At 43.8% G+C, this 17,684-nt stretch carries 16 protein-coding genes; 12 read left to right on the plus strand and 4 right to left on the minus strand.

Annotated elements, in window-relative coordinates:
• Window positions 1-225: 225 nt before the first annotated feature.
• The 3 genes from Q0101_RS04050 to Q0101_RS04060 form a co-directional block, all read right to left on the minus strand.
• Window positions 226-1,194, minus strand: coding sequence for a putative transporter (locus Q0101_RS04050; RefSeq protein WP_297942594.1), 969 nt, complete (start codon window positions 1,192-1,194; stop codon window positions 226-228).
• Window positions 1,194-3,935: a pitrilysin family protein gene (locus Q0101_RS04055; RefSeq protein WP_297942597.1), complete on the minus strand. Its 2,742-nt coding sequence runs from the start codon at window positions 3,933-3,935 to the stop codon at window positions 1,194-1,196. Before Q0101_RS04055 ends, Q0101_RS04050 begins: the two co-directional genes overlap by 1 nt.
• Window positions 3,936-4,276: 341 nt before the next feature.
• A complete protein-coding gene (locus Q0101_RS04060; RefSeq protein WP_297942599.1) occupies window positions 4,277-4,873 on the minus strand; it encodes a peroxiredoxin in 597 nt (198 codons plus the stop codon).
• Between the two features lie 180 nt (window positions 4,874-5,053).
• On the opposite strand from Q0101_RS04060, the gene Q0101_RS04065 reads away from it, so the two are divergent.
• From Q0101_RS04065 to Q0101_RS04105, 9 genes are all read left to right on the plus strand, one after another.
• Complete coding sequence (locus Q0101_RS04065) at window positions 5,054-5,338, plus strand: 4Fe-4S dicluster domain-containing protein (protein ID WP_297942601.1); 285 nt, start codon at window positions 5,054-5,056, stop codon at window positions 5,336-5,338.
• 107 nt (window positions 5,339-5,445) lie between these two features.
• Window positions 5,446-5,859: a nucleoside-diphosphate kinase gene (gene ndk, locus Q0101_RS04070; RefSeq protein ID WP_297942604.1), complete on the plus strand. Its 414-nt coding sequence runs from the start codon at window positions 5,446-5,448 to the stop codon at window positions 5,857-5,859.
• Between the two features lie 9 nt (window positions 5,860-5,868).
• On the plus strand, window positions 5,869-6,222 hold the full coding sequence (locus Q0101_RS04075; protein ID WP_297942607.1) for a hypothetical protein: 354 nt from the start codon (window positions 5,869-5,871) through the stop codon (window positions 6,220-6,222).
• Between the two features lie 18 nt (window positions 6,223-6,240).
• Window positions 6,241-6,387, plus strand: a complete 147-nt coding sequence (gene rpmF, locus Q0101_RS04080; RefSeq protein WP_005871250.1) for a 50S ribosomal protein L32 — start codon at window positions 6,241-6,243, stop codon at window positions 6,385-6,387.
• A gap of 4 nt (window positions 6,388-6,391) precedes the next feature.
• Window positions 6,392-7,390 carry a phosphate acyltransferase PlsX gene (gene plsX, locus Q0101_RS04085; RefSeq protein ID WP_177388473.1) on the plus strand — a complete coding sequence of 333 codons (999 nt, stop codon included), beginning with the start codon at window positions 6,392-6,394 and terminating at the stop codon, window positions 7,388-7,390.
• Window positions 7,387-8,385, plus strand: coding sequence for a beta-ketoacyl-ACP synthase III (locus tag Q0101_RS04090; protein ID WP_297942609.1), 999 nt, complete (start codon window positions 7,387-7,389; stop codon window positions 8,383-8,385). The genes plsX and Q0101_RS04090 overlap by 4 nt, the downstream gene beginning before the upstream one ends.
• Before the next feature lie 576 nt (window positions 8,386-8,961).
• Window positions 8,962-10,545: an OmpA family protein gene (locus Q0101_RS04095; protein WP_297942611.1), complete on the plus strand. Its 1,584-nt coding sequence runs from the start codon at window positions 8,962-8,964 to the stop codon at window positions 10,543-10,545.
• A gap of 1 nt (window position 10,546) precedes the next feature.
• Window positions 10,547-12,202: a hypothetical protein gene (locus tag Q0101_RS04100; RefSeq protein ID WP_297942613.1), complete on the plus strand. Its 1,656-nt coding sequence runs from the start codon at window positions 10,547-10,549 to the stop codon at window positions 12,200-12,202.
• A 1-nt stretch (window position 12,203) separates the two neighbouring features.
• Window positions 12,204-13,004, plus strand: a complete 801-nt coding sequence (locus tag Q0101_RS04105) for a hypothetical protein (protein WP_297942616.1) — start codon at window positions 12,204-12,206, stop codon at window positions 13,002-13,004.
• 315 nt (window positions 13,005-13,319) lie between these two features.
• Here the strand turns inward: Q0101_RS04105 and Q0101_RS04110 are convergent, their stop codons facing one another.
• Complete coding sequence (locus Q0101_RS04110) at window positions 13,320-14,243, minus strand: methylenetetrahydrofolate reductase (protein WP_297942618.1); 924 nt, start codon at window positions 14,241-14,243, stop codon at window positions 13,320-13,322.
• Window positions 14,244-14,337: 94 nt separating this feature from the next.
• Between Q0101_RS04110 and Q0101_RS04115 the strand changes: the two genes are divergently transcribed.
• The 3 genes from Q0101_RS04115 to Q0101_RS04125 are packed head-to-tail and all read left to right on the plus strand — an operon-like array spanning window position 14,338 to window position 17,609.
• On the plus strand, window positions 14,338-16,629 hold the full coding sequence (locus Q0101_RS04115; RefSeq protein ID WP_297942621.1) for a DUF87 domain-containing protein: 2,292 nt from the start codon (window positions 14,338-14,340) through the stop codon (window positions 16,627-16,629).
• A gap of 9 nt (window positions 16,630-16,638) precedes the next feature.
• Window positions 16,639-17,295, plus strand: a complete 657-nt coding sequence (gene plsY, locus Q0101_RS04120; protein WP_297942623.1) for a glycerol-3-phosphate 1-O-acyltransferase PlsY — start codon at window positions 16,639-16,641, stop codon at window positions 17,293-17,295.
• Window positions 17,292-17,609 (plus strand): dihydroneopterin aldolase, encoded by a 318-nt coding sequence (locus Q0101_RS04125; RefSeq protein WP_297942626.1) that lies wholly within the window; start codon window positions 17,292-17,294, stop codon window positions 17,607-17,609. The genes plsY and Q0101_RS04125 overlap by 4 nt, the downstream gene beginning before the upstream one ends.
• Window positions 17,610-17,684: the final 75 nt, after the last annotated feature.

Genomic DNA, 17,684 nt, shown 5'->3' on the forward strand with positions numbered 1-17,684 from the left:
CGCATTATAAAAATTTTAAGGATTAAAAATGATCAAATCTTTAGTTTTCATCGCGATTTGGATGATCTTGCTCGTAGGAAGTTATAAATTTATAAAGCTAAACATCGCTCATCACGAAAAAAGCGAGCAGTAAAAGGGTAGAAATTTTAAAAGCTAGCGGCTCGGGATTTTGTTTTAAATTTAGAAAGCGAGGTCTAGAGCCGCAAGATACGGGCGAAATTTTATCTAGCCCTTGTAATCGATATTTTTTTCAAACTCTTTAAGTCGCATATGGATTGAGCGAAGCTCCGTGATCGTCGTCCAGTTATCGATAAAAACGCTAAAGCTACCGCGTACTTGGCTAAAAGCATTACCTACTTGAATCATCACTCCAAGCGTAATCGCCTTAGTAAAAAGTCCTGGTCCCATTATGAGATAGGGCACGATAACTAGGATTTGCGAGAAAGAATTTAGCCATAAATCAAAGTAGCAGTAGTGCAAAAATAGCCTGTAATAGTTGTGCTTTAGTTTGCCAAATAGCGTCTTTGTAGTCTCTTCGCTCGCATATTCCGCCTTATTCTCCTCGGCATAAACCAGCTCTTTGCGAAACGCAGCTTCCGCCTTTTGATTGTTGTATTCAAGCCTAGGCAGAAACCAACCTACTAGCCAAGAAATTATCAGTCCGCCGATGCTTACTGCAAGTGCGATCCACACGAGAGAGCCGGGAATTTTTTTGAGCGCCTCAAAAGGTACTTTCTCGCTAAGGCTCCACAAAACGGGAATAAATGCAAAAAGAGTCATCGCCGCCGAAAGTACGCGCGTGCCGATATCTTCGATGATTTTTGAGAAGCGGTAGATGTCTTCTTGGATACGCTGCGAGCTTCCTTCGATATCTTTACTTACCTTTTTCCAGTATGAAAAATAGGAAAAGGTCATCGCTTCTCGCCATTTAAATGCCCAAATTCGCGCCACGTATCGCTCCGAAATCGCCGCCGCTACGGCAGGCATCGCTATCCATAAAAAGACCCTCATCTGCACGTAAAAATCGTTTAACGTATGACGATCTACGTTTTGACATAAATCATAAAATACGCGATACCATTCGTTGAAACGCACGCTCAGCGTAGTTTGGTACCAATTGATAGCGATCAAAAATACTAGCCCTGTATATGCTAAAAGTGCCCATTTTTTGCTTTTAAAAAATGAAACGAACATTAGCGTTTCTCGGAGCTTTTTGGATTTAAAATCGCCGTAAATAGCCTATCGCTTAGCATCTGCGCGGCTTCTTGCACATCCGCGCTTTTTACCGCATTTATGCTTGCCGCGTAGCTTTTTTCGTCATAGAGCGGATAGCCGTAAAGCTCGTGCGCAGTGATATTAGCAAGCCAAAAATCATTCGTCTGTGCAGCTCTTTTGGTCGATAGAATTTGAGCTTTTTTGAAATTTGCCAGCTCGCTATCTTTTGCGCCCGAGCTTTCGATCTGCTTTAAAATTTCACTCACGCTTGCTGCAACCGCACTGGCGTCTTTCGGCTCGGTAGAAAACGATACGTTCAAGCTCGCTGCGATTTGTGGCTCACGCACATAGGCGCTATGCACCATCGCTGAGTAAATTTGTCCGCGCGCCTCGCGGATCTGCTCAACGATACGATTGCTTAGCACGCTTTTTAACGCTTGAAATTTATAAGTGTCTGCAAAGTCGAAATTTTGCAGCTCATAGTTTGAAAAAATCATCCGAACTTCGCTTTTATCACTATCGCCGTAGTCTTGCACAATCTCGCCGCTAGAAGTATTTAGCATCAAAGTTTTAGGCGTAGCGCTGCTTGTGCCGGGCTTTAGATTGCCGATATATTTGGCTAGAATTTGTTTTGCGCGCGCAGGCTCAAAATCGCCGCTAAGCACAAAGATAAAATCTCCAACACCTGAAAAAATTTCATCCGTATCGCGCTGTAAATCGGCAAGATTTGCGCTCTTTACGTCATCTACGCTAAGCGGCTGCTTGCGAGCCGTATCTCCTGAATATAGAGATTTTAAAATTTGCTCGCCGAATTTAAATTCCGCCGTCTCGTCTCGTAGCGCGATCGCCGAAAGCGCGTCGGTTTTGTATTTTGTAAGCGAGCTTGCATGAATTAGTGGCTCGCTAAATCTAGCGTAAAGCTCGTGTGCCATCGCCTCCAGATCCGCCCCTGCGCCTCTAAAACCGCAGTCTGCGTCATCCATCCTAAATCTTAGCTTATAATCAAATTTTGAGGTCAAGCGTCCCGCCTCGTATTCGTTTAGCTCGCCTATGGTGCCCGAGTTTAGCAGCGCGGTTAGAATTTCGCCACGAGCCTTGCCGAAATGCGCGTAGCCACCTTTTTTAACGGCTGCGAGGGTGATTTTATTTTTCTCGCTTTTAAGGGGTTTTAAAATTACGCGAGCGCCGTTTTTAAACACCAAAATTTCAGTGCCGCTAGCGCCTTTTTGCGTTTTAAATTCCGTCTCTTTTAAATCTGCTCCCGCAAGCTGCTTGGAAGCAAGCTTCGAAGCAGCGAAATTAAACGGCAGCGCTTTTTCGTAGAGCAGCTTCGCGTCTTTTTGGCTAATGCCCAAATCCTTTGCCGAGATAATCTCCGTAAATCTCGCTCCATCCGTTATCTTTGAGAAAAATTTATTAACATCTGCTAGCGTTATTTCTTCTAACGCCTTGAGGCTTAGATCGTGCTCGTCTTGCTTACTAAGCTTTACATTGCCGTTTTGTACGAAATCAAGTAGTGCCCCTATTTGCGCACTTTGTGTATCGTTTTTAAGCAGATCGGCTTGCACTTGATGTTTAAATTCCGCCTTAACGCTATCAAAATCGTCATTGTTAAATCCGTGTTCGCGTACCCCTTTGATCGCGCTAAAAAGACTATTTAATGTGGCGTTGGCGTCGAAATTAAAAATATTCGCGCTTATGCTGTATAGTCTGCGGTTTTTAAACAGATCGTCCGAGCCGAAATAGGCTTTAAGCGGAATTTTGGCATTTACATTCATCGCGTCGTATCCAAGCTCCATCAGCCTCGATACGTAGGCTTGCAGCCACTCATTTTTAAGTGCGCCGTAGCTATTTAGCGGCTCATATTTGCCTGCGTAAAGCACGCTAGCGACATTAGCGCCGAGCTCGGGCTCTACGGTGCTTGCTAGCCCGCCTTCAAATGGGCGTAGACTAAGATCGCGCGGGATTTTTTTGCCGTGCGCAGAAAGAGAGCTAAAATTTTGCTTGATTAGGTTTTTAATCTGCTCAATGTTTACGTCGCCCACGACTATGATGCTAATGGCGCTAGGAAGGTAGTTGCGCGCGTAGAATTTTTTTAGTTGCTCGCCAGTGGCGCCTTTGATGATTTCATTTTGTCCGATCGGAAAGCGTCTTGAAAATATGGAATTAGGGTATAAATATGTAGCGCGCTTTTCGTAAAAGCGCCTCTCAAAGCCTTTTTTTGCTTCTTCTAATATGACGCCCTTTTCCTTTTGCGTTTCGTTCTCGTCAAATTTTACGCCGCCTGCATAATCGCGCAGTACCAAAAATACGTCCTTTAGCGTCTCGTCGCTCACTTGGGCTTGGATGTTGTATGTGGTGTTTTCAAAGCCAGTCTGTGCATTGAGATCGGCGCCGAATTTCACCCCTAGGCGCTGCAGAGTGTGGACTAGTTCATTTTTATCAAAATGTTCGCTGCCGTTGAACGCCATGTGTTCAACGAAGTGCGCTAAGCCCTGCTCGTCGTCATTTTCATCAACACTACCTGCGGCTACGTTGAGGTAAAAAAGCGCGCTATTTTTCGGCACGTCATTTTTGAGGATATAAAATTTCACGCCGTTTGCCAGCTCGCCGTGCACGACGCTAGGATCGAGCTTAAGCGGTGCATCCGGGTTAGCGTCTGCGGAGTAAAGGCTCAAAGAGCAAAGTAGGGCGGAGATAAAAAATATAAACTTTTTCATAATTGTCCTTGGATTTAAAAACTTGCGATTGTAACAAAAGCTAGTTTAAAGTATGATTTTGCGAGCTTTGTTATGGGTAAAATTTTGCCAAGGATTTGGGATTTTACTTGCGGTTTTAAAATTTTACTTGCAGAATTGAGAGGAATGGAATTTTTGGAATTTTTGGAATTTTTGGAATTTTTGGAATTTTTGGAATTTTTGGAATTCCGCCGCCGCGACTTAAAATTTTGGCAGCGGAATTCATAAAGCTTTGCTAGCTTTAATAGCCCGTGCAAGGCTAAATTTAAACCTTACGCAGTTAGAATTAGAATTCATACGCTTCGCGTGAAGAATTTTACAACTTATAGTTTGCTTGCGTTTTTGTCTAGATACTCTGCGACGCCCTTAGGATCTGCTTTCATTCCTGCGTCGCCTTTGTGCCAACCCGCAGGGCAGACCTCTCCGTGCTCGTTTGTAAATAGCATCGTATCGACCATGCGAAGCATCTCATCGATATTTCTACCAAGCGGTAGGTCGTTGATGACGGCGTGGCGGACGGTGCCGTCTTTATCGAGTAGGAAGCTGCCGCGAAGCGCTACGGCGTTGCCAAACAGCACGTCGAAGCTGCGCGCGATATCTTTTGTGATATCCGAAACTAGCGGGAACTGCACTTTGCCGATACCGCCTGCGTTTACCGGAGTATTTTTCCATGCAAGATGCGTAAATTCGCTATCGCAGCTAACGCCGATAACTTCGATACCCTTGGATTTGAAATCTTGATATCTGTGATCGAATGCGATGATCTCGCTCGGGCAGACGAAAGTAAAATCTTTTGGATAAAAGAATACGACCGCGCCTTTTTCGCCGATATTTTTATAGAGGTTGAAATCCTCGACTATTTCGTTGTTGCCTAAAACCGCGCTCGCCGTAAAATCTACGGCTTTGTTGGTTACTACCATGTTATTTCTCCTTGTTAATAAAATTTATGATGGCGATTATACATTTTAAAACTTTAGATTCGCTGAAATTTGATGAAAATTTTTATATAATAAATTTTATTTATCCAATAATATTACTTTTATTATTTTTTAAATTTAGTATGTTATCATCGCGCTTCATTTTTTGATAAAGGAGAAAAAATGGCTGTAAAAATCACCGATATTTGCATTAGCTGCGGCTCATGCATCGACGAGTGCCCGGTAAATGCGATCGTGGACGATAGCGATAATCCAAGCGGCGAGGATAGCTACTACGTATATGCCGATAAATGCGTCGAGTGCGTGGGTTACAACGACGAGCCGGCTTGCGCTAGCGCCTGTCCGACCGATGGCTGTATCGTCTGGAGCGACATCGTAGCGGGTCAACCTAGCAGGGATTCCATAGGTGCGGATCTACGTAGCGGAGATACCCCGGTATTTTCTTAGCAGATAAAATTCCGCGATCAAATGCGCGGAATTTTAATTCATTCAATCCTTAAATAAATTTTAACCTATTTTTCGATACAATCCGCCTTTCACTTTAAGGAGATTATATGCAGCAAACGCTTTCTATTATTAAGCCTGATGCCGTTAAAAAGGGCGTTATCGGCAAAATTATCGATCGTTTCGAAAGCCACGGACTAAGAATCGCAGCGGCTAAAAAATTATGCCTAAGCGCCGAAGATGCGGGTAAATTTTATGAAATTCACAAGGATCGCCCTTTTTATAAGGATCTGATTGAGTTTATGACTAGCGGCCCGGTGGTCGTAATGGTGCTTGAAGGCGACGATGCTGTAGCTAAAAATCGCGCGCTAATGGGCGCTACCGATCCGAAAAAAGCCGATAAAGGCACGATCAGAGCAGACTTTGCGGACAGCATCGACGCTAACACCGTTCACGGCAGCGACAGCCTAGAAAACGCAAAAACCGAGATCGCATTTTTCTTTGCAAAAAGAGAAATTTGCTAAGAGTGCCGCGTGAAAATCGCTTTTGCTAAAATTTCCGCCGCGCCCGTGCCGTTTGAAATTTCGCGAGACGGACTTAAGCTCAGCGGAAATTTAAAACGAAAAGACTCTAAGTTTATCGAGTGTAAGGGCGAAATTAAAGGCAAAATTCCATACATTTGCGACCGCTGCGGCAAAGAATTTGATCTTGACGTGAGCGAGAGCGTAAATTTGCTTTTAAGCGAAGGCGTTTTTAACGACGAAAGGCACGAAAGCTTGGACGTTATGGAGTTTTTCGGCACCGAAGTTGATCTGGATGAAATTTTGAGAAGCGAAACGGAAGCTTTTAAAAGCGACTATTTTTATTGCGAAGAATGCAAGAACTAAATTTATAAAGGAGAAAAAATGGCAGTTCCAAAGCGAAGAGTTAGTAAAACTCGTGCGGCGAAAAGACGCACTCACTACAAAGTGACCCTTCCGATCCCCGTCAAAGATAAAGACGGAAGCTGGAAAATTCCGCATAGAATAAACAAAACTACGGGCGAATATTAATCCGATGATTTCCGTTGCTATAGACGCGATGGGCGGTGATTTCGGCTGCGAGCCGATAATAAACGGAGTCGTAGATGCGCTGCGAGAGCGTAAATTTAATGCATTTTTGGTAGGCGACGAAGCGCAAATCAAGCCTTTTATTCCACAAGATCAAGGCTTTGAGAAATATATCACTTACGTAGCTGCAAGCGAAGTTTTCGAGATGAAAGAGGGCGCAACCGACGCTCTTAAACGCAAAGAGAGTAGCATCTTTAAAGCGGTTGATCTAGTAAAAGACGGCACTTGCAAAGCCGTGGTATCAGCAGGACATAGCGGCGCTACGATGAGCCTTGCTACGCTTCGCATAGGAAGGCTCAAAGGTATCTTGCGCCCGGCGATTGCTACGCTGATGCCAAATTCCATAGGTGGACGTACGCTCGTGCTGGATGTGGGCGCTTATGTCGATTGTAAGCCTGAGAATTTGTTTCAATTTGCGATTATGGGCGAAGCATATGCCAAGGAGATTATGGGTTTAAACGCACCACGCATCGGCTTATTATCCAACGGCGAGGAGGATAGTAAAGGCAACGAGGTAACAAAAGAAACCTTTCATATGCTTAAAAAGATGCAAAATTTTATTGGTAATGTCGAAGGCAATCAAATTTTTGACGGCTCCGTGGATGTCGTAGTTTGCGATGGATTTATCGGCAACATTATGCTAAAATCCAGCGAAGGTGTCGCAAGTGCTATCGGCAAACTTATTAAAAACGAAACTAAAAAATCCCCGATCGCCATCGCAGGCTCCATCTTGATGAAGCGCGTCTTTAAAATTATCAAAAAAAGTACGGATTATGACGAATATGGCGGCGCGCCACTTTTAGGCGTCAAAGAATGCGTCATCATAAGCCACGGCAAAAGTACCCCGAAAGCCGTTAAAAACGCGATCTTTCAGGCGCTTAAATTTGCAGATTCTAAAATCAACTCCGCGATAGAAAGCGAAATTTCTTCAAACGAGCAAAAATGAAAAAAGCCTCGATGATCTCGATCGCAGCATACGTGCCGAGCGAAATTTTAACCAATTTCGATCTTGAAAAAATGGTTGAAACGAGCGATGAATGGATCGTCAAGCGCACAGGCATTCATGAGCGCCGCATAGCAAAGGGCGAGACCACTAGCGATTTGGGCATGAAGGCCGCGGTACTTGCGATCGAGCGTAGCGGGTTGCAAAAAAACGAGATCGATGCGATAATCTGCGCCACGATCTCGCCTGATTATTTCTGTATGCCCTCGACCGCGTGCGTCATCGCAAATAAACTGGGCTTAAATTTCGGCATCACGGCGTTTGATATAAATGCCGCCTGTACCGGCTTCATCTATCTTTTAGAGCTTGCAAAATCCCTCATCGAAAGCGGCGCCAAAAAACACGTGTTGATAATCGGCACGGAAAAGTTAAGTTCGATAGTCGATTGGAGCGACCGCGCTACGTGCATACTTTTCGGTGACGGCGCAGGCGCTGCGGTTATCGCGGCGCGTGACGATAACGAAATCATCGACATTCATACCGCTAGCGACGGCAGCAAGGGCGATCTTCTCATCACCGCAGCCCCGGGTAGCGTCAATCCACTCAGCCAAAAAATCATTGACGAAAAGCTAGGCTTCATGCAGATGGCCGGGCGCGAGGTCTTTAAAATAGCGGTACCGACGCTTAGTAACGATGTCGTGGAGATTTTGGCGAAAAATAAAATTTCGCCCGAGCAGGTCGATCTTTTCATCCCGCATCAGGCTAATTTGCGCATTATCGAGGCGGTCAAGGCGAGACTAGAATTTAGCGACGAGCAGTGCGTGCTTACGATCGGCAAATACGGCAACACGAGCTCGGCGTCGATCCCGATGGCGATAAATGACGCTTACGAGAGCGGCAGGCTCAAAAATGGCTCGCTTATGCTTTTGGACGCGTTCGGCGGCGGCTTTACGTGGGGCAGCGCGCTTTTGAAATTTGGCGGTAAGAGCGCAAAATAATATCATAGCTTTTAATTTAGCATTTTAATTCTATAAATGGATTGTTTTAATCCCTAATAATATGAAATTATGCTGTATAAATCGGCGGATTTGTAGTTTATAAGCGGAATTTATGTCTAATTAGGATGGAATCAGGCGTATTGTAAAAGCGTAGAATTTTTATCGTTGTGTTGTTACTTCAATTCCCGATGAGATAAAAATTTAATGCATCAAAAGGCATATTTATAGGATGTTATATAGTCTTAATTCCTCAATTCTACCTTTGAATTTAGCACTTTGAAATTCTAAATTCGATGCCGTTTTTTTGCTAACTAAAAATTCCATAAATTCTTATAAATCAAAATAGCTAAAGCAAAATTTATTCACCACCAATTTTTTTAAATCAGAACTACTATTTAGATTTCTTACCTATTAAAGGTTACTATTAATTATAAAGAATTTTCAAGATTTACTTAATTTGCTCAAGATAGAATTTAAATTTTAATTTCTAAAGTTATTTGCTAAATATTTCTACTTTGTTTAAGAATTCCCTCATTTTTTTTTTTGCTATACTCTTTGGTTACTGAAAGGAAAAACATGCCAAATGTTAGAATTTTTATTTCGATTCCTCTAGTGCTTGCATTAAGTGGCTGCGCCGCACTTAACGACAACCTAGGTAAGGTCGGCGGAGTTACTATAGGCTCTGCGGGCGGTGCGGCGATAGGTAAGCAAATAGGTGGTAAGCGCGGTGTGGTTGTAGGCTCGATAATAGGCGGTGCGATCGGATATTTCATCGGAGATTATATTGATCAAAGGAGGGCTGAGCAGAAAAAGATATCACAAGAATACGGCGTACATACGGCATCTGAAGACGTCAAAGCTGGTGATAAAAAAGGTGATAGATTGAGTGTAGCGACCGACGATAATCAATTTGCTGTTGGCAAAAGCAGCTTGAATCCTAGAGCTAACGAATATTTTACTAAAATTGCCCAAACCTACAAAAATAGCGGCAGGAAAATTTTAGTAGTAGGACATACCGATGATAGTGGCTCAAGTGCTACGAATCAAAAATTATCAGAAGAGCGCGCCAAAACTGTAGGAAAGATTTTTGCTGCCAATGGTACCGCGAAACAAAATATCTATTATTGGGGTGCGGGCGAATCTCAACCTATCGCCGATAATAATAAAGCAGATGGCAGGATGAAAAATAGGCGTGTGGAGATTATAGAGCTGGAGAGCGAAGCGGATATCATAAAATATACACAAGGCATAAAGGTGGATCCGAGCTACTTTACTAGATTGCGGCAGCCTGCTGCAACTTTTAGTGGCAAAGGAGCACCGAAGTTGGCGCGGGATTCTAAGCATAGTGGTAAGCTAGCTTCTGATAGTGTTTCTACTAAAGCAAGCAGCACATCTAATAGCTTAGGGCAAGAGCGCAATAGTGATAAGCCAAAAGGTGAAAAAATCGCTAGCGCTAAAATTCAAAGTGGTACGGAAAATCAAGGCGATAAAATTTCAAAGCACGATGAAATTTCTACGCAAGGCGTAAAAACCACAGAGAATACCAAGCTTTCTAAAAACATTGCGGGATCAGGCAATGCGGTAGTAGATTTCGGCGGAGAGCCAGCGCATGGTCAGGCATTTATGCTAGCAAGCGAATACGGCGGCGAGAAACAAGGCTTTTCATTCATCACCAAAGCTTATGCGAGCGATGGCTTTATGTCTAGTTGCGCTTTCGACGAATACCATGCGGATGGCGCGGTTAAGGCTTTAGCTAGCGGTAAAGAGCTACCTAAGACTACCGAGTTTAAAAAGGCTCTAAACGGCGGCGTTTGGAGTGCGACGTTAAATGATAATCTTGTAGCGCTTGCGCCCGTTAGCGTTTTAGCTCAAGATGGAAAGGCTAGCGCAAATCCTAAAATTTACATCTATAAAGGCTATATCCAAGGCAGCAATAGTAAGGCAGACTATCAAATTCAAGGCAAGGTCAATACTTATGAAGGTGAAAAAGGCCTACTTTACCGTGTATTTACTAGTGATAAAAACTCCCCGCTTAAATGTATAGATATCGTTTTTGACGACAAAAATACAATACACTCGAAGGGCTATTTGTATTATAGTCTTTCAAACGGAGCATTATTAGAAAAGGGCTTTGAAATTAAGCCGTTATCAAGGAAATAAAATGAAAGAAGTAATGGATTTTATATCGTTATATAGGCTATGGATTTCGGCAGTTATCGCAACTATAGTGCTGATATTATTAATCATAAAATTCTGGGATAATATCAAGTTTTGGTGGCTTTGTACTTGGACTAGCTTCCCGCTCATAGGGACAATAGCACGAAGTTATAAGAAGGAAAATGGCCTTCCTGATAATTCCGCTTGGTTTAAAAGCGAAACGCAAATTTGTTCTAAATTTTATAGTTTTTATGCAAAATATATGGATGCCGATAAGGATTTTTTTGAAACTTGCGAAAAATATTTAGCAAAAGTAGGAGAAAAAGGCAGGGCTGAATTTCCTATTTTTATGTGGATTGTTGTATTTTTATTAGTAGTTGTGGAGGCTATGGGGTTTGCGTATGTACTCGCAGGATACACCATTCCAGGCGCTAGTGAATCGTTACAGCAAAAAGGTGCAGTAGCTATCGCTTTTGTAATCTCTATAATATTGGTAGGCTTTACGCACCTTACCGGAGGTGAAATTCATAAAAATGAACTTATAAGAGACGCGCGCGAACAGTGGGACAGCGACGATAGCAAAGATAAAGGTAATTTTGTAGCGGATGGTGGCATTATGCTGTCTAACAATAAGGATGATGATGGAAAAAAGCCTTGGAAGCAGCTTATAAATAGACTAAATGCAAATGTGGCGAGATGGTATATAACGACTATTACCGCAATTTTAATCGTATTAATCGCAGTCGGTGCTACCTATGTGCGCGGACAGGTGTTAGAAAAGCAGCTCAATCAAGAAATTTCAAATATCTCTACTAATGTCTATGAAAGCGCCCCTGCAGAACTTGGTCAAATTCAAGCAAATGCAGATAAAAAGGCTTTAATAGAGCAGCAAGAAGCTGATAAGAAAGGTGGTTGGGCTACATTTATAGTTTTAGCTGTACTTTTTGTATTTACTCAAATTTTAGGAATACTCTTTGGCTGGAAATGGGGCTTTGCAGGTAAAGAGAGTGCGGAAGCTTATAGACATATAAGGGGTTACGCTAATGCAAATGATTTTGAGAGAGCTCATGAAAGAAAGAAAGAGATTATAGTAACCAAGGCTGATGAGAAACTAGCCGAACTTAGACCAAGAATATCAGCTCATCTAAAAAAAGTAGGTATTAATAAAGATGAGCAGGATATGTTAAAATCGGTAAAAGATAGAAATTTTAGTAATTATATAGCAGTGAGGATTCAAGATCAAGAAGATAGAAAAAAACATGAAAAGAGTCTTTCGCAATACAATAAGTCTTTAGAAAATGACGACATAAAATCTACGGAAGCAGCACCTATAAAAGAGAATACGACGAAACAACCGCAGCCTGCTATGCAAAATACGCAAAGCCTCGAGCCGAAGCAACCCGCTACAAGCGTTGATTTAAAAGAGGTGCAAGAGCGCGTAGATGAGCTAAGTGATTTTATCAAAGCTCAAAGAGACAAAGGCGATGCTGCAGATATGGCGAAATTGGAAAAATATAAAGCTAAGCTAAATAAAAATTTAGAAATTCTAATAGATCAAACGAAAGCAGAGATCGCTGATAAGTTAGCTCGGAACGAAAGTCTTGACGAGCTAAATGAAAAGCTGAAAGAGCAGCTGTCTATGCTAAAAGCGGAGGATTAAGATGAGGAAAATTCTATTATTTTGCGCCATGATTTGTGCTGTGGCGTTTGCGCCGCCTAACTGCTATGAGATCAATAAGATCGAAAAAAAGAGTGAGATTAATGAAGCGGTTTTTGTTTTGATAGATGAGACAACGCCTTTTAACGAGCCGTTAAAAGAGCAAGTGGTAAATAATGCTCTGAGATTTGCGCAGGCTGGAAATTACGTTTTCGTGGCAAAATTTTCCGCTTTTTTGCAAGGACGGTATAACGAAGTAATGTTTGATTTCGCGCTAGATACGCCTCTAAGTGATGATGAGCGATATGATCTGAATAAAAACACCCTTGCCAAATTTGATAAATGTTTAAAAGATCAGGTGAGCTTCGTCAAAAAAACTATGAGCGAAAAGATAAATGAAGCGTTTTTAAAGGAAGGTGATCAAGTCGCTAAGTCAGATATTTTTTATGCGCTCAAGGATTTTGCGGCAAATTCTATTGAGCCGCGTGAAGCGAAAAGCAAGATCGTAATTTTAGCTTCGGATATGCTAGAGAATTCCTCTGTGACGAGCTTTTATACTAAAGGCGCACCTCGCTTGATCGACGGCAAAAAGGAGCTTGGAATTTTAGAAAAGAATGATCTTTTTACAGATTTTACGGGCGCAAAAATTTATATTGTAGGCGCAGGGCTTAGCGAAGGCAAAAAAAGCTATGTAAGCCCTCAGATTCTAAATTCTTTAAGCGCGTTTTGGAGCGAATATTTTACGAAATCGAACGCTACGCTTGTCGAGATGGGCACGCCTGCGCTAAAACGTGAGGTAAAATAGCACAGAATTTTACGCAGCTCTTGCGGAATTTATTAAAAAGCTATTTCGTGGGCATCTTTACGCCTGTAGCGTGGATTTAACGAGCGTTGCGATCACGCTTCAGGCGCATCTTAGGTATGCGCAAAAATTCTAAAGACCTAATTCAAATTTTATTCTAGCGATCGCTAAAACTCAGCAGCAAAAGCATAAATTTGTATTTATATAACACAGCAAATAAAAATTATGTTCCGTAATCTAAAAACTTAAAATTTTATCTCGTGAGGATTTAAAATTTTAGTGGATATCGCGTCTTGCTCGTGCGCCAGGTTTAAAATTTTAAATAACGTAAAATCCCAAATTCTCGTGTTTAAGGATAATTTTTCTGATCTCTTTTAGTAAGCTGAGCGAGGCTTCGATTTCTACGCGGCGGGTGCTGACACTCTCGACGTTTGCGCCCACGCTCACCCCTTTTGCGAGGGCGTATTTATAGATGAAATCAAACATCTCTGCGCACAGCGCTGTTGAACTTTGTAAGATATCGACGCTGCTTTGTAGCCGCTGCTGCAAAAAATCCGGCACCGAGATGCCAAGCCATTTCATAAACTCAAGCGTCTTTAGGCTACCGCACGGCGTGAAAGTAAAGATTATCGGCACCTTTTTGCACTCCAAAGCGGCGTAATCGTCGATGAAATCTTTGGCATTTTGCACATTATAAACCGCCTGAGTGATAAAAAATTCGCACCCGTCCGCAGTCTTCTCCGCGATTTTTAGGTGCTCGTCGCGGCTCTTTTCATGGCGTTCAGGAATGCAGATGCCGCCTAGGCAAAGATGCGGCGCCACGAGTCGCTTGAGCTCATAGGCACGGCTTAGATGCAGTTTGCATTCTTCGTTTTTAGAGCTCACCCCCACGAAAACGCTCAGTCCGCTTGCGGCATGCCTTAGAATTTCGCAAAATTCCGCTTCATCATATTTGCCTACCGCGCGATAGATGATCGCTTCTTTATCAGTGTGCAGATACTGCGTGTAATAGCGCGCAGGATCGATCGTATGCACAAAAGGGAAGGTCCGCTCATCTTTCGTGCGCGCGCTTTCATCTTGTAGATCGTAGATGACGATGCCGTCGCATTCGCATTCGCCTAGGCGTTGCGACCACGCCGTACCTAGGCGCTCGAGCTCGTCTTGAGAGGACGTGATTTTAGGCGGAACGATGCCATAGAGCAAAATTCCGCTTTTTCCGTTTCTAATTTTTTCTTTTAACACTTGCCATTCCTTGATTTTTCGCACATTTTAGCAAATTTAAATTTAAAAATTTAAATGATATAATGCCGAGCAAATTGCAAATTTAAGGAACGCAATGAAAACGCTTCAAGAAAATTTAAAGCTTTTTTATCTGGGGCTTGAAAACGGCGAGCCGTTTTTGTATAAAAACAAGGATTTGACGACTCACGCGCTTATCATCGGAATGACCGGTAGCGGTAAAACGGGACTTGGCATCACGCTGCTAGAGGAAGCCGCGATCGATAATATCCCATCCATCATCATCGATCCGAAGGGCGATCTAACAAATTTAGCTCTTACCTTTCCGCAGATGAGGGCTGAGGATTTTGAGCCCTATATCGACGAGGCCGAGGCGCAAAACAAAGGTCTTAGCGTGCACGAGTATGCCGAGCAGACCGCAAATACCTGGCGCGAAGGGATCGAGGGCTCGTATCAAGACCTGGCGCGGGTGGAGCTTTTGAAAAACAGCGCCGATTTTAGAATTTATACGCCCAAATCAAGCGCGGGTCTTGGCATCAGCCTACTAAGCGACTTTGAAGCGCCGAAAGGCTTAAACGAAGAGGATTTGAATAACTATATCGGCGGTATCGCCACTAGCGTGCTAAGCCTCGCAGGGATTAGCAGCGATAATCTCAGCTCGCCGGAATTTTTACTAATCAGCCAAATTTTGTCTTATCATTTCGGTAGAGGCGAGGGGGTGAGCGTGGTGGATCTCATCGCGCAGATCGGCAACCCGCCTTTCGATAAAATTGGCGTTTTCGACGTTAATACCTTTTTTCCGAGCGATAAGCGAATGGCGCTTGCAATGAAGATTAACGCACTCATCGCAAGCCCGAGTTTTAAGCTTTGGTGCGAGGGCGAGCGGCTAAATATCGCCAAGATGCTCTTTGATGAAAACGGCAGGGCGAGAGCGAATATATTTTCCATCGCGCATCTAAACGACGATGAGAGGATGTTTTTCGTCACGCTGCTTTTGGGCGAGATGATCAAATGGATGCGCACCACCAGCGGCACCAGCTCGCTACGCGCAGTACTTTATATGGATGAAATTTACGGCTTTTTTCCGCCAAACGGCAATCCGCCGAGCAAAACCCCGATGCTTACGCTACTAAAACAGGCTCGCGCGTTCGGTCTTGGTTGCGTTCTATCGACGCAAAACCCGGTCGATCTCGATTATAAGGGGCTTAGCAACATCGGTACGTGGTTTATCGGGCGCTTGCAGACCGCGCAGGATAAAGAGCGCGTCATCAGCGGCTTAAGCGGTATCGGCTCAAATCCGATTGATAAAAGCGTTCTGATGGAGAAAATTTCAAATCTCAAAAAGCGAAATTTTTTGGTAAAAAACATCAACGAGGACGTGCTGCGAGTGATCGAGACGCGCTTTGCGCTAAGCTATTTAAAGGGTCCTTTAAGCAACGAGCAAATTTCAAATTTAATGAAAGACAAAAAGGCTGAAATTTCGTCCGTGTCGGGCGTCGCGCAAGGCGTCAAATCCGCCGGCGCCGCCAAGCCCGTAGTTTCTGCTGAAATTTCGCAGCTTTACAGCTACGGCGCGAGCCTTGAGCTAAGCCCGTATCTGTATGCAAGCGCGAAGATGCGATTTTACGACAAGGGAGTCGATTTTACGCAGCAGCGCACTTTTTTGCTTTCGCTTTCGGACGCAAGCGAAATAGATTGGAGCGAGGCCAGCACGCGAGAGATCGGGAGCTTGAGCGGGCAGGAGCAGGCGGGCTCGCTTTACGGCGCGCTTCCTAGCTTCATCGCGGGCGCAAAAAATTTAAACGCTCAGCTTAAAAGCTTTAAGGAGTGGATCTACCGCAACGAAAAGTTAGAACTTTTTAGCGCGCTTGATCTGCTCTCAAAACCGGGCGAGAGCAGGGAGGAGTTTTTCGTGCGCCTAGGCGATAAGGCAAACGAAATTTTAGAGGCCAAAACCGATGAAATCGCGGCTAAATTTGAAAAGGAAAAAGCGCGCCTTGAGGATAAAATTTCTCGCGCTAGCGAAAAATATGAGAAGGAAAAGGGCGATGTGCTAAGTCGCGGCGTGGATGCAGCGCTAAACATAGGCGGAGCGATCTTAGGCGCGTTTTTAGGCCGCTCGCGCAGCGCTAGCAATATCTCTAAAGCGATCAGCGGCGCAAAGAGCGCGCATAAAATTTTAAACGAGCGCAGCGAAGCCAAAAATGCCGAAAATAGCCTAAGCGCGCTACAAGAGGAGCTGGAGGTGCTTACGCAGAAATTTGAGGCTGAAGTAGACGCGCTAAAACAGAGCCTGGATCTGAAAAACATTAAACTCGAAACGAAAGAAATTTCGCCGAAGAAAACCGACATCTACGACGAGAAAATTTCGCTACTTTGGAAGAGTTAAAGGGATTTTATGAAAAAATCGGGAATTTTAGAATTTTTACTTAGCATCGTTACAGCGCCGAATTTTTGGTGCTACTTTGCTGCGTATCTGATCGCTGCGATCCCCTTTGGGCTTTTGATCGGCAGATACCTCGGTGGCGTGGATATCAAAAGCGAGGGCAGCGGCTCCATAGGCGCTACCAACGTCCTTCGCGTCTTAAAAACTCGCGATCCGAAAAAAGCAAAAAAGCTCGCGATCCTCACGGTCGCTTGCGACGCGCTAAAGGGCGTCCTGCCGATACTGATCGCGCGGGCTTTAAGCTTTGATGAAAATGTGCTATGGAGCATGGCGGTCTTTGCAGTGCTTGGGCATTGCTTCAGCCCGTATCTGAAATTTAACGGCGGCAAGGGCATTGCGACGGGAGCCGGCGTGCTTGCTTGCTTCATCCCTATCGAGATCATAATCGCGCTTGCCGTTTGGTTTGTAGTCGGCAAGACGGTTAAAATTTCATCCGTAGCATCGCTTGCAGCGGCGCTTGCGCTAGTTATCGCAAGCTACGTGATCCATCCGCAGATGCCAGCGATCAAGACTCATGCGCCGATCTTTCTGATAGTTTTCATCGTATTTTACAAGCACGCTCCGAATATCGCCAGGCTGCTTAAGGGCGAGGAAAAGCGCGTAGTATGATTAAAATTTTAATCGAAAAGCTGGAATTCGGCGCAATAATCGGGACATTGGATTTTGAGCGCAAGCGCGAGCAGCGCGTGTGGGTGTGGGCGAAGCTCGGGGCGGAGGAGTTTATCGATTACGCGCGGGTTTGCGAATATATTAAAGCAGAGCTTCGCGAGAAAAAATTTCGCCTCGTGGAGGACGCACTAAGATACTTCGCGCAGGAGTTTCACTCAAAATTTCGATCGATGGATTATTTTTATATGAAAATTTTAAAGCCCGAAATTTTACAAGACGCGAGCGTCGGCGCGGAAATAGAGATAAAATTTTAAAATTTCTTTAAAAAATCTTGAAATTTTGCTTAAAATATGTTAAAATCGCCGCAAAATTTTAAGGCAAGGAAATTA

The organism is uncultured Campylobacter sp. (assembly GCF_937921625.1).
Lineage (GTDB): Bacteria > Campylobacterota > Campylobacteria > Campylobacterales > Campylobacteraceae > Campylobacter_B.

Excerpts from the sequence above, each read along its gene's own strand:
- Q0101_RS04050 (WP_297942594.1), bottom strand. The coding sequence starts at position 1,194 with ATGTTCGTTTCATTTTTTAAAAGCAAAAAATGGGCACTTTTAGCATAT.
- Q0101_RS04055 (WP_297942597.1), bottom strand. The coding sequence starts at position 3,935 with ATGAAAAAGTTTATATTTTTTATCTCCGCCCTACTTTGCTCTTTGAGC.
- Q0101_RS04060 (WP_297942599.1), bottom strand. The coding sequence starts at position 4,873 with ATGGTAGTAACCAACAAAGCCGTAGATTTTACGGCGAGCGCGGTTTTA.
- Q0101_RS04065 (WP_297942601.1), top strand. The coding sequence starts at position 5,054 with ATGGCTGTAAAAATCACCGATATTTGCATTAGCTGCGGCTCATGCATC.
- ndk (WP_297942604.1), top strand. The coding sequence starts at position 5,446 with ATGCAGCAAACGCTTTCTATTATTAAGCCTGATGCCGTTAAAAAGGGC.
- rpmF (WP_005871250.1), top strand. The coding sequence starts at position 6,241 with ATGGCAGTTCCAAAGCGAAGAGTTAGTAAAACTCGTGCGGCGAAAAGA.
- plsX (WP_177388473.1), top strand. The coding sequence starts at position 6,392 with ATGATTTCCGTTGCTATAGACGCGATGGGCGGTGATTTCGGCTGCGAG.
- Q0101_RS04090 (WP_297942609.1), top strand. The coding sequence starts at position 7,387 with ATGAAAAAAGCCTCGATGATCTCGATCGCAGCATACGTGCCGAGCGAA.
- Q0101_RS04095 (WP_297942611.1), top strand. The coding sequence starts at position 8,962 with ATGCCAAATGTTAGAATTTTTATTTCGATTCCTCTAGTGCTTGCATTA.
- Q0101_RS04100 (WP_297942613.1), top strand. The coding sequence starts at position 10,547 with ATGAAAGAAGTAATGGATTTTATATCGTTATATAGGCTATGGATTTCG.
- Q0101_RS04105 (WP_297942616.1), top strand. The coding sequence starts at position 12,204 with ATGAGGAAAATTCTATTATTTTGCGCCATGATTTGTGCTGTGGCGTTT.
- Q0101_RS04115 (WP_297942621.1), top strand. The coding sequence starts at position 14,338 with ATGAAAACGCTTCAAGAAAATTTAAAGCTTTTTTATCTGGGGCTTGAA.
- plsY (WP_297942623.1), top strand. The coding sequence starts at position 16,639 with ATGAAAAAATCGGGAATTTTAGAATTTTTACTTAGCATCGTTACAGCG.
- Q0101_RS04125 (WP_297942626.1), top strand. The coding sequence starts at position 17,292 with ATGATTAAAATTTTAATCGAAAAGCTGGAATTCGGCGCAATAATCGGG.